We start from the raw sequence: 12,649 nt of genomic DNA on the forward strand, positions 1-12,649 counted from the left end.
AGGTACGGCAGCACGTACAGCAGCAGCACGTACGGCAAAGGGAGCGGCTCCCCAGGATCTGGGAACCGCTCCCTTCACGGCGTCTTACTTGGCGCCCGCCGCACCGCGGCGGATGCCCAGGCGGTCGACCAGCGTACGGAAGCGCTGGATGTCCTTCTTGGCCAGGTACTGCAGCAGGCGGCGACGCTGACCGACCAGGATCAGCAGACCACGGCGGGAGTGGTGGTCGTGCTTGTGGGTCTTGAGGTGCTCGGTCAGGTCCGAGATCCGGCGCGAGAGCATGGCGACCTGGACCTCGGGGGAGCCGGTGTCGCCCTCCTTGGTACCGAACTCGCTGATGATCTGCTTCTTCGTAGCGGCGTCGAGCGACACGCGTACTCCTCGTAGTCTCTGAGTAGCCACCGAGTGCCCCTGGTCCACATCTCAGGGGAGCTTCCGTAACTCGGGAGGCGGGGATCCGCTGGGCGCGGCCTCCAGAGCGGGGCTCCGGGGGTGCGTACACAAACGGCCGTCACACAGCGTACCAGCCTGGCAGCATGCGCCGACCAGGGCCCGAGAAGCCTTGCACGGGCGGGTGGGCCGGGTTTGTTTCCCGGTGCGTGCCAGGGGTGCCCCCATAAGGTGACCTCCTAGGCAGACCGGTAAGTGGGGAAGGGGCCGCTTGAATATGGCCGGGACAGAAGACCAGGACGTCAGGGCACGCAAGGAGCGGGAGAAGGACGAGCTCTACGCCCTCGACATCTCGGACGTCGAGTGGCACAGCGCGCCGGGTACCGAGGAGCACGAGGAGCGGGTCGAGATCGCGTATCTGCCCGGGGGCGCGGTGGCCATGCGGTCGTCGCTCGACCCGGACACCGTGCTGCGGTACACGGAGGCCGAGTGGCGGGCGTTCGTGCTGGGGGCCCGGGACGGAGAGTTCGATCTGGAGCCGATGCCGCACAACGGGGGGCTTGCCGCCGAGTAGCGCCGAGGCGGAAGAAGCGTCGAGGCGCACGCGTGCGCGTGCGCCTCGACGAGCCGGGTCGCCGATTCAGCTGGTCATGGCCCGAGCCGCGCTGTACACGTCGAAGACGGCAAGCGCCAGCGGTACCAGCGTGAGGAGCACGAAGCCCTCGGCGATCTCCAGGAAGCGGCCCCAGAACGGGGTGAGGCCGCCGCGCGGGAGGAGCAGGCCGAGCGAGGTGACCAGTGCGGCCGCCGCCGCGATCGCCGCGACGAGCCAGATCGTGCGGATGTCGAGGTCCGTGCGGTCGCCGGTGAGGGCCTCGCGCATCAAGGAGTGCGGCGGGTTGAGCGCCAGCCCGAGGCCGAGCAGGACGAGGGCGCCGAGGCCGGCGCCCAGGACGGGCGCGACCTGGGCGGTGTAGCGGAAGAGGTGGGCGCGCATCAGCATCGCGACGCCGGTGGCGAAGGCGAGCAGCTGTCCCCAGACGTCGTCGGAGAAGCCGAGCACCGCCGAGGCTCCGACGCCGAGCAGCGCGCAGCCTCCTACGAGACCGACGAGGAGTTCGTGGCCACGGCGGGCCTGCGCCTCGATGCGTGCGGCGTCGACTGGTTCCGGCGCGGCGGGTTCGGCGCCGTACGCGCTGCGCGTGGTGGTGCTCGGGGGGTCGAATCCGATCGGCAGCCGGGCGAAGCGCATGGACAGGCCGGGCAGGAAGGCCAGGGCGCCCACCGCGACCGGGGCGCAGAACGCGGCGATCTCCGTGGGCGTCCAGTGCGCGAGGAGGGCCACGAACACCGTGACCAGGCCGATGGCGGAGGCGAACACGAACGCGACGAACGGGCCGTCCCCGCGCGGGGAGCACAGGGTAAGAATGACCGAGGCGACCAGCACCGCACCGCAGGCCAGCAGGAACTGCAGCTTGCCGACACCCTGACCGTCCGACAGGGCGAGCAGCCCGGAGCCCGCCACGCCCATGTTCGGCAGCGCGCCGAGTCCCAGCGCGACGGCCGAGGCCCTGTCGTCGTAGATCCGCGCGCGTACTGCGGCGAGGACGACCAGGAGTACGCCGGTGACGCCCGCGAGGATGCCGGGCAGGCCGTGCATGTCGTGGCGCGGGTCGGCGGTCCAGGCCACGAACGCGAGCAGCACCGGCAGGACCCCGCCACCGACGAGGCCCGCGCCGCGGGTCAGTTCGCCGGTCCACTGCGTGCGATCGCGGGTCACCGCGGAGGCGACGGCCTCGGACACGTCGTCGAAGACAGCGGGAGGCAGCGACTCCGAGAAGGGGCGCAGGGTGAGGAGTTCGCCGTCGAGAATGCGCTGCGCCGCGAACGAGCGGGAACTGTCGAGGACGGTGCCGTCCCGGCGTACGAGGTGATAGCCGACCGGAGCACCCTCGGCGGGGCTCTGCCGGGAGAGCCTCAGGATCTCCGGGTAGATGTCGGCGACCGGGATGTCGTCGGGCAGTGCCACGTCGATCCGGCTGTCGGGCGCGACGATGGTGACCCGGCAGAAGCCGAGCCCCGCGCCCGCCCCGGAAGGGGCCCCGGGTCCGGGCCCGCCGGCTCCGGTGACTGTCGCGGCGGCCGTCATGCTCACCTGCTACTCCCCCTCAGTGGTGATCCTGCGTCTGCGGTGTGAAGGGCCCGCGCCTCAGTTCCTGGCCCGCGCCGTCTGGTGTGCGACAAGGGCGCGGAGAAGGGCCCGTTCAGCCGATCCGCAGGCTCCGCGCACCTTCACATCGCGCGAAATTCCCTGATTCTTCAGCTCTGTTCGCGTGTGCTCACGCGAACATCCGGCACACTACCGCCCACCAGTCTCTTATGAAGTCAGTAGGATCACGCGGCGGCCTGCGTCCGCCTGACACGGGGTGGCGGACGGAAGATTCCGGGGCCGGCAAGGGAATTGGTGAGCAGTGAGCCACATCATCGTGAAGCGCCCGCCTCGGACGCTGCCGTCCGAAGTGCCCACGCAAGAGCTCGTCCTGCAACCACCGCCGGAGCTTCCGCGCGGGCACCAGGAGAGCGTCCTCATGCAATTGCTGCCGACGCTCGGCATGGGCGGTTCGGTGGTCTTCTTCTTCACGAGCGGCCATCCGTTCATGAGGATCATGGGCATGGTGATGATCGCGTCGACGGTGGCCATGTCCATCGCGATGGTGGTCCGCTTCCGGCGCGGCTCGCAGGGGCAACTCGCCGACATGCGCCGCGACTACCTGAGCTATCTGTCACAGACCCGGCGCTCCGCACTGGACACCGCGAGGGCCCAGCGTGACGCGCAGTACTACCTTCACCCCTCCCCCGAGCAGCTGTGGGCACTGGTCGCCGAGGGCAGCCGGGTGTGGGAACGGCGGCCGGGCGACGAGGACTTCGCCCAAGTGCGTATCGGCCTCGGCCCGCAGGGCTTGGCCACCCCGCTGGTCTCCCCCGAGACCGGGCCGGTCGAACAGCTCGAGCCGCTGACCGCGGGTGCGATGCAGCGCTTCGTGGCCACCCACAGCGTCCTGGACGACCTGCCGATGGCGGTTTCGCTGCGCGCCTTCTACCACGTCACGGTCAGCGGTGAGCCGCAGTCGGTACGCGCCTCGGCGCGCGCCCTGGCCGGCTCGCTGGCCTCGCTGCACTCGCCCGAGGACCTGATGATCGTGGTGGCGGCCGGGCGCGAGGCCCTGCCGCGCTGGGAGTGGGCCAAGTGGCTGCCGCACGTGCAGGCGCCCGGCACGGTGGACGGCGCGGGCAGCCGCCGGTTGATCGGCAGTGACGCGCGCGAGCTGGAAGACCTGCTGGCCACCCGCCTGACCGGACGTCCTCGCTTCCACCCGAACGCCGCCCCGCTCCCGGACGAACCGCACATCGTCGTCGTACTCGATGGCCTGTCACTGCCGCCCGACTCCGTCCTGGCCACGCCCGAGGGGCTGCAGGGTGTGACGGTCGTCGAGGTCGTTCCCGGCGAGCTCTCCGGAGCCCGCGGGGACCTCTCCATCGTCGTACAGCCGCAGGCACTGCACCTGGAGTCGGGGCACGGCATCGTCTACGAGGGGACGCCGGACGTCCTCTCGTACGAATCCGCGGAGGCCCTGGCGCGGCAGCTGGCCCCGCTGCGCATGGCCTCGGGCGGGGACGACGACGAACCGCTGCTCGCCAACCTCGAGTTCACGGATCTGCTGAACCTCGGGGACGCCGCCTCCGTGGACACCAAGCGCACCTGGCGGCCGCGTTCGCTGGCCGAACGTTTGCGCGTGCCGATCGGTGTCGGCGAGGACGGCCGTGCCGTGATGCTGGACCTCAAGGAGGCCGCGCAGGAGGGCATGGGGCCGCACGGACTGTGCGTGGGCGCCACGGGTTCGGGCAAGTCGGAGCTGCTGCGCACACTGGTCCTCGGCCTGGCGGTGACGCATTCCTCGGAGACGCTGAACTTCGTCCTGGCGGACTTCAAGGGCGGCGCGACCTTCGCCGGTATGGCGCAGATGCCGCACGTCGCGGCCGTGATCACCAACCTCGCGGACGACTTGACGCTGGTGGACCGGATGGGCGACTCCATCCGCGGCGAGCTCAACCGCCGCCAGGAGATGCTGCGCGACGCGGGCAACTACGCGAACATCCACGACTACGAGAAGGCGCGCGCAGCGGGTGCTCCGCTGCAGCCGATCCCCTCGCTGGTCCTGGTGATCGACGAGTTCAGCGAGTTGCTGACGGCGAAGCCGGACTTCATCGAGATGTTCGTGCAGATCGGCCGCATCGGCCGTTCGCTGGGCGTGCATCTGCTGCTGGCCTCGCAGCGACTGGAGGAAGGCCGGCTACGAGGGCTGGAGACGTATCTGTCGTACCGGATCGGTCTGCGGACGTTCTCGGCCGCGGAGTCCCGTGCGGCGCTGGGCGTTCCCGACGCGTACGAGCTGCCGAACGTCCCCGGTTCGGGCTTCTTGAAGTTCGGCACGGACGAAATGGTGCGCTTCAAGGCGGCGTACGTCTCCGGGGTGTACCGCTCGGGGTCGTCGACGCAGGCCGCCGCGCTCGGCGGGCCGCTGCCGGTGGACCGGCGACCGGTGCTGTTCACGGCGGCGGAGGTACCGGTGCAGTACGTGGCGGCCGTGCCCCAGCAGCGTCCGGAGCCCTCTGCGGACACCGATGACGCCCTCGCCGACACCGTGCTCGATGTGATCGTGCGCCGACTGGAGGCGCAGGGACCGGCGGCCCACCAGGTGTGGCTTCCGCCGCTGGACAGCCCGCCGTCGCTGGACGGGCTGCTGCCGGGACCGACCCCGGTGCAGGGGCGCGGGCTCACCCAGCCCGGTTACGAGGGAGCCGGCCGGCTCGTCGTCCCCGTCGGCCTCGTCGACAAACCGTACGAACAGCGCCGCGACCCGCTGTGGGTCGACTTCTCGGGTGCGGCGGGCCATATGCAGATCATCGGTGGTCCGCAGTCCGGCAAGTCGACGCTGCTGCGCTCCCTGATCGCTTCCTTCGCCCTCACCCACACTCCGCACGAAGTGCAGTTCTACGGCCTGGACTTCGGCGGTGGCGGTATGGCTGCCGTCGCCGGACTGCCGCACGTCGGCGGCGTGGCCTCACGTCTGGATCCGGAGCGGGTGCGGCGCACGGTCGCCGAGGTGTACGGCGTGCTGACCCGCCGCGAGGAGTACTTCCGCTCCGCCGGCATCGCGTCCATCGCGGACTTCCGGGCGCGGCGGGCCCGGGGAGAGATCTCGGTCACGGATCAGCCGTGGGGCGACGTGTTCCTGGTCATCGACGGCTGGGGCAACTTCCGTGCGGACTACGAGGCGATGGACCAGGTGGTCAACGACATCGCGGCGCGTGGCCTCGGTTACGGCATCCACCTGATCCTGACGGCCTCGCGTTCCATGGAGGTCAGGGCCGCCCTCAAGGACCACCTGATGAACCGCCTGGAGCTGCGGCTCGGCGACACGATGGACTCCGAGCTGGACCGCAAGGTGGCCGCGAACGTCCCGGCGGGCGTGCCAGGCCGCGGACAGGCGCCGCAGAAGCTGCACTTCATGGGCGCGGTTCCGCGGATCGACGGACTGACGTCGGACACGGACCTCGCCGATGCGACGGCGGCGCTGGCCACGGAGGTCTTCCGGCACTGGCAGGCGCCCGGTGCCCCGGAAGTCCGCCTGCTGCCCCGCGAGTTCCCTGCCGAGCAGCTGCCTCCGGGCGACCGCTTCCCCCGCCGTGGCGTCTCCTTCGCCCTCGACGAGGACAACCTCGAACCCGTCTTCGTCGACTTCGAGCAGGACCCGTTCTTCCTGGTCTTCGGAGAGAGCGAGTCGGGCAAGTCGAACCTGCTGCGGCTGCTGGTCAAGCAGCTGACGGAGCGGTACTCCGGCGACGAGTGCAAGCTCTTCGTCGTCGACAACCGGCGGTCGCTGCTGGACGTCACGCCGGCCTCGCATCTCGCCGAGTACATCCCCATGTCCAACGCCATGGAGCACCACATGGCGGCGCTGGCGGACTTGATGCAGCGGCGGACGCCTACGGCCGACGTCACCGCGCAGCAACTGCGGGAGCGGAGTTGGTGGCGAGGACCGACGGTGTACGTCGTCGTGGACGACTACGACCTGGTGTCCACGTCGAGCGGGAACCCGCTGGGAGGACTTACGGAGATGCTCCCGTTCGCCCGGGATGTGGGGGTCCGTTTCATCATCGCGCGGTCCACGGCCGGTGCGGGACGGGCTTCGTACGAGCCGTTCATGCAGCGGATGAAGGAGCTGGGAGCGCAGGGTGTGGTGCTCGCCGGCGATCCAGGCGAGGGCGACGTCCTGGGCGGGGTCCGGCCTCGGCCCATGCCCGCGGGGCGAGGGGTCTTTGTGTCGCGTAAGCGAGGGAAGCCGTTGGTTCAGACGGGACTTGTACCGGAGGGGACGTACTGATGATCGGCATCGGGATCTTCATGCTTCTGATCGCCTTGTGGCTCGGCGGGATGGGGCTGGCCGACCAGAAGGCGCTGTGGTGGCGCTTCCAGGCCCGCCGCTTCAGCGACCCGGAGGCGAACGAGCCGTCCGAGGCGGGCTATCGGGGCCGCCGCATTCTGCTGCTGTCGTGCGCGGCGGTGATGGTGGCGATGGCCGTGTGGTGGTTCACCGACATCGACTACTTCGAGTCTGGCGGGCTCAGGGACTGAGTGGATTTCGAGGGCTCTCACGAGGCCGCAGACCGCGGGCTGTTGTGAAGAGTCTGAGCAGCGGATCCATGGCGTGAGCGCGTCTGGCTACGGTGGCCGGAGCCCGATCGTCCAAGCGAGTGGTCGTGCGCACGGAGCCTGGCTGTGGGAAGCGCTGACCACTCCGGCTCATGCCAAGCCGCCCCTCCATCCTGCCCGGAACACCACTGCCAAGTATGCTTCCTGCCTCTTCCTGTCATGATCCCCCAGACCGGAGCCCACCATGACCACAAGCCGGTTGTCCGCAGCGACTTCGATCCTCTCGGCCGTAGCCGCCGGCATGCTGCTCGTCGGCTGCTCAGCCTCGGCCCACGTCGGAACGCCGCCGAAAATGTCTTCGGAGAAGCTGGCCACCATCGTCGCCGAGAAGCTCGCCGCCACGACGGGCCAGCCAAAGCCGAACATCACCTGTCCCGAGGACCTCGCCGCCGAGGTCGATACCACCACCCGGTGCAAGCTCACAGCGAACGACGGCAGCACCTTGGGTGTATCGGTCAAGGTGACCTCTGTCGAAGGGGACCAGATCAACTTCGACATTGAGGCCGACAAGACGGCTTCGCCGGCTGCGAACTGACCACCGCGCCGTTCTGCGCCAGGACTCATCCGGCTCTGGTGTCGAGGAAACTGGCGGTCCGCCTTGGCCGGGTTAGGGCGAGGAGCTGCACCATGCAGTGCGCGAATCGTCGCTGGGTGGGCGTGAGCCGACTTCCCTCGAAGCGGTGTTGGAGGCGCGCGGCGGGGATGTGCCTGGCCGCCGCTTTCCGTGCAGTCGTTCACGTCTCCCCGTCGGTCCGTTCAACGGGTCTCTTTTGTGCATGAGCTTGTTGAGGTTTTGTGCATGAGCTTGTTCAGGCCGAGGGCGGGGCGCCAAGGTTCGGGAGCGGCCGGTAATGTGCTCAACGAGCTTCCGTGATGCACCTGTTGGACATGACACGGACGAGGCATGAATGCAACGGGGGTTGCCCATGGGATCCGGAAACGGTGGCGAGCAGACGCTTGCGAGCTCGGCGAGCGACAAGAAGCGCGCGGCAAAGTTCGTAGAAGCGCACCTGATGCCGGACACCCAGGCAGCCGCCCGCATGGCGGCCGGCGGTGGAGTGGTGCGGCCGCCCCTCGTCACCCCGGTGGCCCCCCTGAGCCCAATGATGAAGCAGGACACCGGACTCAAAGGGCTCTCCGGCTGGGCCTCGGACCAGGGTGTCTCCGACGCACTGATCGTCTGGCAGGGGCAGGCGAACCGGCTGATGGGACGGTTGCAGCAGGAGTTGAACGCGCTGCACGGCACGAAGACCCTCTTCCAGAACCAGGACGCTGCCGTCGGCGCGCAAGCAGCCTCGGTACGGCCCCCCAGCAGTTTCGACGGGATGTGACGGCGCGGCCATGACGCTGAACCATCACGACGTGATGACGACCGACCTGTCTCCCCTCGCGGACGTGTCCGAGGCATGGAAGAAGATGGGTGAGCGCTTCGGTGAGCTGAAAACCGACTATGAGAAGCACGTGCAGGGCGTGCTGGGCAACGGAAACTGGCAGGGGCTCGCCTACGGCACGCAGCAGCAGTACGCCTCAGCCACGGCCTTCGAGTTCGGAGCGGCCAAGGCAGAGGCGCTGGCCATCGCCAGTCTTCTCATGGATGCGCACACCGAGCTGACCCGCCTGCAGAAAGCGGTCAAGGACCTGGTCCACGATGCCGAGGAGAAGGACTACAAGGTCGACAGCTCCGGCAAGGCGACCTACGTCGGGTACGAAAACCTCTCCGAACAGGAGAAGTACGCCCTCCATCACGACCCCGACTACCCCCAACTGCTGGCCGACGCCCGCGAGAAGGCACAGGGCTGGACCGATGACATCGCCAAGGCGGTCAAGGCCGTCGACGAGGCCGACCAGAGCGTGAAGCGGGCGCTGGCCCGCGCGACGAGCGATGTTTCGACGAACGGTATCGGGATCGGCGGGTTCAACGCGCAGGCCGAGGGCGGCCTGGCGAAGGCCGGTAAGCCTGACCCCAAGACCGGCACGAAGACCGACGGGTGGGTCTCCGACGGTGAGACCTCGGCCTCCGGCCCTGGTGTCGGGACGTCGGTCGCCGGGCCCGACACCGGGGCCGGCAAGCTGGGCGAAGCCGAGGCGCATGCGGACCTCGGCCGCGCGAGCGCGGAGGGCTCGCTCACCAACGGGCCGATGAAGCTCGCCGGGGGGGCCGAAGCTTACGCGGGCGCCAAGGTCTCCGCGGCCGGCGTCATCACCAACGAGGGCATACAGGATGAGGCCGGCGCCTTCGCGGGCGGCGAAGCCTCGGCTAAGGGGCGCGCCGACCTCGGCCCCGTCGGGGTGTACGGGCGGGCGGAGAGCATGGCGGGCGCCGAGGCAAGTGCCAACGCGGGGGCCGGTCTCGATGGCGTGCAGTTGGGTGGCGAGGCGTTCGCGGGTGCGAAGGCGGGCGTCTCCGGGGGCGCGGACATCGGGGGAATCGGAGTGGGTGCCACTGCCGAGGGATGGGCCGGTCCTGGCGCGGAGGCAACCCTGAACTTCAACAAGGACGCCAACGGCACGTGGCACTGGGCCCCCAAAGTGGGCGTCTCCCCTATCGTCGGTGGCGCCGTGGGCTTCGAAGTCACCATCGACCCGGGGAAGATCGCCGACACCGCAGGCTCTGCGGCCGACGCCTTGGGGGATGCAGCCGGGTGGGCTGTCGACGGGGTAGGCAGCCTGTTCTGATGCGCGTCCCCGCAGACCCACTGCCGTAGTAAGGATGGCCCGAGATGCCCACGACCCTGCCCGTACCGGTCCAGTTCGAACTGCCGGAAGGCTGGCGCGCCGCACCGCCGGATGAAGCCGGTGCACCGGGTGCCGCGTTCGTCGCGCGGCATCCGCAACCGGATGCCGGATTCACCGCGAACATCACGATCGACGGCGAGTACCGCCCGGACGCGGCGACTCTGTCCGAGATCGCCCACGAGTCCGTGGAGCGCTTGAGCCAGGCCGCCACGTCCGTCGAAGTCACCAGCCACCGCGAGATCGGCTCAGCGGATGCGCCCGGCTTCACGCAGACGCTGGCCGTCTCGGCCGTCGTTGGCGGCGTGGCCCGCGACCTCGTCCAGTCCCAGGTGTACCTGTCCATGCTCGACGTCGCTGATCCGCGCAAGCGGTCGGTGATCCGCCTGATCCTGACGGCCACCGCGTCCCAATACCCCGACGCCGTGGGCGACTTCCAGGACTTCGTGCGCACAGTCCGCCCGGAGACCGACGCGGCTTCGTAACGCGTCCCGCGCAAGCGGCAAATCTTGCAGCTGCAACCCACCCCGTCATAGATTGACTTCATGGGCCTCTTCGACAAGCTGACCGGAACCAAGCACCCCGACGACGGTGTCGCACCGCGCCCAGCCGAGGAGGTGCGGACAGCCTTGCTCGGCCTCAACCGGCCCGACGTCCCGTACATCATCCGTAGCGGCGCCGCGGAGGGCGCCGACCTGGTCGCGGAGTGGCGGATGGCGGAGCCCGCCTGGCAGGCCATCTTCATCGAGTCGCAGCTGACTCGCGCCGTCCGGATCCGGATGCGCCTGGTCCAGGAGACCCATGCAGTGCGCGCCCTTGAGGAAGGGTGGGAGGTTACCCGGGTCGGGAATCCGCCAAAGCTCAAGATTTCAGGGGCGTACTCGCGCGGGCCCGACAGGACCGTCTCCCGCCACTACACGGTCGAACGCGGGGAAAGCGGCAGCCTCGAAGCGACGGAGACTTTCCGCTTCAACGGCGCGGATCTGCGCAACCCCCTGCAGGACGCCGTCCTCAAGTCGGGCTGGACCTGGCGCGGAGTGGTCTTCGGCAAGCTGTGAGGCCGACGGGCCCGTGACTCGCCGCCTCGGCGCGAGAATGGAACTCATCGACAAGCTGACCGGCACGCAGCACCCTGAGGCAAGCGTCGCCCCACTCCCCGCTCACGAGGTCTGGCCTGCGCTGCTCCGCCTCAACCGGCCAGACGCCCAAACTAAGCGGTGGGACGTGGCTTGGGGCGTGGCCAGGTGCAGCGCACAGCACACCGTCAGCCTTCGCGCGCCCCGGGCTCGATGATGAAGGTGCACCAGACCTGCTTCTCATCGAAGCCCGTACGATGCCATCCCCACCGGCACGACAGCGCCGCGACCAGGTTCAGCCCACGACCGGCCTCACTTAACAGATTGCCGTATCCCGACAGTTCGGGGGCCCGATCCGGTCGGCGGTCGATAACCATCACTCGCAGTACAGGCGGCGCGAAGTGCCGGTTCTTCCCCAGGATCAACTCCAACCCGGCGAGCCCGCCTCCATGTCGTACGGCATTCGTGCACAGTTCCGCAACAGCAAGCTCCACGGGGTCTGCCAAGTTGGCTAGCTTCCAGTGCTGTTGGACCCATACCCGGCTGCGGTGCCGGGCTTCAGCAATGGGACGGTGCGAGTCAAGCGCGGAAGCGTCCCAGCCGACTCGGGTCGGCGTCGCGTCGAAGGGAGTGGGAGTCGAGGGGGCCAGGTCGTCCATCGTGCACCTCGCAAGGGGAGTTGGCGGTGGCCTGAATCACAGGCTAGCGCCGCTACTAAAACGCGTGCTACCAACTTCACTAAAACGGGTGTTCATCTCTCGATCCGGTAGAAGCTTTCCACGTCAGATCGGCAAACTGTGCGCGCGAGCGAGGAGTTGACCCATGGCCCCACGGCATACCCCTACTGTCCGCCAGCGCCGATTCGGTACCGAACTCCGGCGGCTGCGCGAGGCTGTCGGCATGTCCGCCCCCAGTGCCGCCGAGCGACTCGGGGTAGACCGGACGATGATCTCCAACATCGAGTCGGGACGGTTCGGCATCAGCGAGGAGCGCCTCCGCCTACTGGCCAGCATCTATGAGTGTGACAATTCCGAACTGATCGACGCCCTCGCGGCAATGACTGGAGGCCGCTCCAAGGGGTGGTGGAACGAGTACCAAGGGAAGATCCCCACAGACTTCCTGGACGTCGCAGAATTGGAACACTACGCAGCAGGGCTGCGCACGCTCCAAACGGCACATATCCCAGGTGTCTTTCAGACCGAGGATCACGCCCGAGCCCTCTTTGACCTCTTCGTACCAGCGCTGCCGCGGCTGGAAGTTGAACTGAGGGTCGCCCATCGCCTAGCCCGGCACACCGTGGTGGCAAGTGATCCGGGCGTACCGTACGTGGGGTTGATCCACGAAGCCGCGCTGCGGCTGCGTACGGGAGGTCGCCAAGTGGCCAAAGCCCAGTTGGAGCGCCTACTCGAAGAGAGCGAGCGCCCCAATGTCAGCCTGCTCGTAGTCCCGTTCAGCGCCGAGGGCTTCCCCATGGCCGGCGACACGATGATGTACGTCTCTGCGGCCAGCTCGCGCCTCGACACGGTTGAGGTGGACTCGCCCATCGGCGCCGTATTCTTCGACTCACCTACGCAACTGGCCAACTTCGGCCGACGGCTGGACTTGGTCGAACGGGTGGCATTAAATCCGAGTGAGTCGAGGGATCTCATCCTCGAAATCGCCGGCGAACTGTAAG

12 protein-coding genes and 1 pseudogene are annotated in these 12,649 nt (G+C 68.7%); 9 read left to right on the plus strand and 4 right to left on the minus strand.

Features of this window, described 5'->3' with window-relative positions; all coding sequences use genetic code 11:
• Positions 1–84: 84 nt before the first annotated feature.
• The gene (gene rpsO / locus C4B68_RS10650) at positions 85–372 is read right to left on the minus strand and encodes a 30S ribosomal protein S15 (protein WP_033529274.1); all 288 of its coding nucleotides are present in this window, start codon (positions 370–372) and stop codon (positions 85–87) included.
• Positions 373–667: 295 nt separating this feature from the next.
• Here rpsO and C4B68_RS10655 point away from each other — a divergent pair, with 295 nt between their 5' ends.
• The gene (locus C4B68_RS10655) at positions 668–964 is read left to right on the plus strand and encodes a DUF397 domain-containing protein (RefSeq protein ID WP_099502532.1); all 297 of its coding nucleotides are present in this window, start codon (positions 668–670) and stop codon (positions 962–964) included.
• A 66-nt stretch (positions 965–1,030) separates the two neighbouring features.
• Here C4B68_RS10655 and eccD read toward each other — a convergent pair whose 3' ends face one another.
• A complete protein-coding gene (eccD, locus tag C4B68_RS10660; protein ID WP_373682234.1) occupies positions 1,031–2,539 on the minus strand; it encodes a type VII secretion integral membrane protein EccD in 1,509 nt (502 codons plus the stop codon).
• A gap of 322 nt (positions 2,540–2,861) precedes the next feature.
• On the opposite strand from eccD, the gene eccCa reads away from it, so the two are divergent.
• The 3 genes from eccCa (at position 2,862) to C4B68_RS10675 (ending at position 7,700) form a co-directional block, all read left to right on the plus strand.
• Entirely contained in the window at positions 2,862–6,836 is a 3,975-nt protein-coding gene (eccCa, locus tag C4B68_RS10665) for a type VII secretion protein EccCa (protein ID WP_099502534.1), read from the plus strand.
• Positions 6,836–7,087, plus strand: coding sequence for a hypothetical protein (locus tag C4B68_RS10670; protein ID WP_099502535.1), 252 nt, complete (start codon positions 6,836–6,838; stop codon positions 7,085–7,087). Before eccCa ends, C4B68_RS10670 begins: the two co-directional genes overlap by 1 nt.
• Positions 7,088–7,349: 262 nt before the next feature.
• On the plus strand, positions 7,350–7,700 hold the full coding sequence (locus C4B68_RS10675) for a DUF4333 domain-containing protein (protein WP_099502536.1): 351 nt from the start codon (positions 7,350–7,352) through the stop codon (positions 7,698–7,700).
• 76 nt (positions 7,701–7,776) lie between these two features.
• On the opposite strand, the pseudogene C4B68_RS44695 reads toward C4B68_RS10675, so the two are convergent.
• Positions 7,777–7,869 (minus strand): annotated as a pseudogene (locus tag C4B68_RS44695) (MurR/RpiR family transcriptional regulator); the annotation flags it as partial.
• 222 nt (positions 7,870–8,091) lie between these two features.
• Between C4B68_RS44695 and C4B68_RS10680 the strand changes: the two are divergent.
• From C4B68_RS10680 to C4B68_RS10695, 4 genes are read left to right on the plus strand one after another with little or no spacing between them, the layout of a single operon-like run.
• Positions 8,092–8,496 (plus strand): hypothetical protein, encoded by a 405-nt coding sequence (locus tag C4B68_RS10680; RefSeq protein ID WP_099502537.1) that lies wholly within the window; start codon positions 8,092–8,094, stop codon positions 8,494–8,496.
• 10 nt (positions 8,497–8,506) lie between these two features.
• The gene (locus C4B68_RS10685; protein WP_099502538.1) at positions 8,507–9,841 is read left to right on the plus strand and encodes a hypothetical protein; all 1,335 of its coding nucleotides are present in this window, start codon (positions 8,507–8,509) and stop codon (positions 9,839–9,841) included.
• A gap of 44 nt (positions 9,842–9,885) precedes the next feature.
• Positions 9,886–10,383: a hypothetical protein gene (locus tag C4B68_RS10690; RefSeq protein ID WP_099502539.1), complete on the plus strand. Its 498-nt coding sequence runs from the start codon at positions 9,886–9,888 to the stop codon at positions 10,381–10,383.
• Positions 10,384–10,443: 60 nt separating this feature from the next.
• Entirely contained in the window at positions 10,444–10,956 is a 513-nt protein-coding gene (locus tag C4B68_RS10695; protein ID WP_099502540.1) for a hypothetical protein, read from the plus strand.
• Positions 10,957–11,162: 206 nt separating this feature from the next.
• On the opposite strand, the gene C4B68_RS41050 is transcribed toward C4B68_RS10695, so the two are convergent.
• The gene (locus tag C4B68_RS41050) at positions 11,163–11,633 is read right to left on the minus strand and encodes an ATP-binding protein (RefSeq protein WP_107475407.1); all 471 of its coding nucleotides are present in this window, start codon (positions 11,631–11,633) and stop codon (positions 11,163–11,165) included.
• 163 nt (positions 11,634–11,796) lie between these two features.
• On the opposite strand from C4B68_RS41050, the gene C4B68_RS10705 reads away from it, so the two are divergent.
• Positions 11,797–12,648: a helix-turn-helix domain-containing protein gene (locus C4B68_RS10705; RefSeq protein ID WP_099502542.1), complete on the plus strand. Its 852-nt coding sequence runs from the start codon at positions 11,797–11,799 to the stop codon at positions 12,646–12,648.
• The last annotated feature ends 1 nt before the right edge of the window (position 12,649 follow it).

It is taken from the genome of Streptomyces dengpaensis (assembly GCF_002946835.1).
GTDB lineage: Bacteria > Actinomycetota > Actinomycetes > Streptomycetales > Streptomycetaceae > Streptomyces > Streptomyces dengpaensis.

What these genes read in the sequence shown, in the direction of transcription:
- C4B68_RS10655 (WP_099502532.1), top strand. Translation starts at nt 668, where the DNA reads ATGGCCGGGACAGAAGACCAGGACGTCAGGGCACGCAAGGAGCGGGAG.
- eccD (WP_373682234.1), bottom strand. Translation starts at nt 2,539, where the DNA reads ATGACGGCCGCCGCGACAGTCACCGGAGCCGGCGGGCCCGGACCCGGG.
- C4B68_RS10670 (WP_099502535.1), top strand. Translation starts at nt 6,836, where the DNA reads ATGATCGGCATCGGGATCTTCATGCTTCTGATCGCCTTGTGGCTCGGC.
- C4B68_RS10675 (WP_099502536.1), top strand. Translation starts at nt 7,350, where the DNA reads ATGACCACAAGCCGGTTGTCCGCAGCGACTTCGATCCTCTCGGCCGTA.
- C4B68_RS10680 (WP_099502537.1), top strand. Translation starts at nt 8,092, where the DNA reads ATGGGATCCGGAAACGGTGGCGAGCAGACGCTTGCGAGCTCGGCGAGC.
- C4B68_RS10685 (WP_099502538.1), top strand. Translation starts at nt 8,507, where the DNA reads ATGACGCTGAACCATCACGACGTGATGACGACCGACCTGTCTCCCCTC.
- C4B68_RS10690 (WP_099502539.1), top strand. Translation starts at nt 9,886, where the DNA reads ATGCCCACGACCCTGCCCGTACCGGTCCAGTTCGAACTGCCGGAAGGC.
- C4B68_RS10695 (WP_099502540.1), top strand. Translation starts at nt 10,444, where the DNA reads ATGGGCCTCTTCGACAAGCTGACCGGAACCAAGCACCCCGACGACGGT.
- C4B68_RS41050 (WP_107475407.1), bottom strand. Translation starts at nt 11,633, where the DNA reads ATGGACGACCTGGCCCCCTCGACTCCCACTCCCTTCGACGCGACGCCG.
- C4B68_RS10705 (WP_099502542.1), top strand. Translation starts at nt 11,797, where the DNA reads ATGGCCCCACGGCATACCCCTACTGTCCGCCAGCGCCGATTCGGTACC.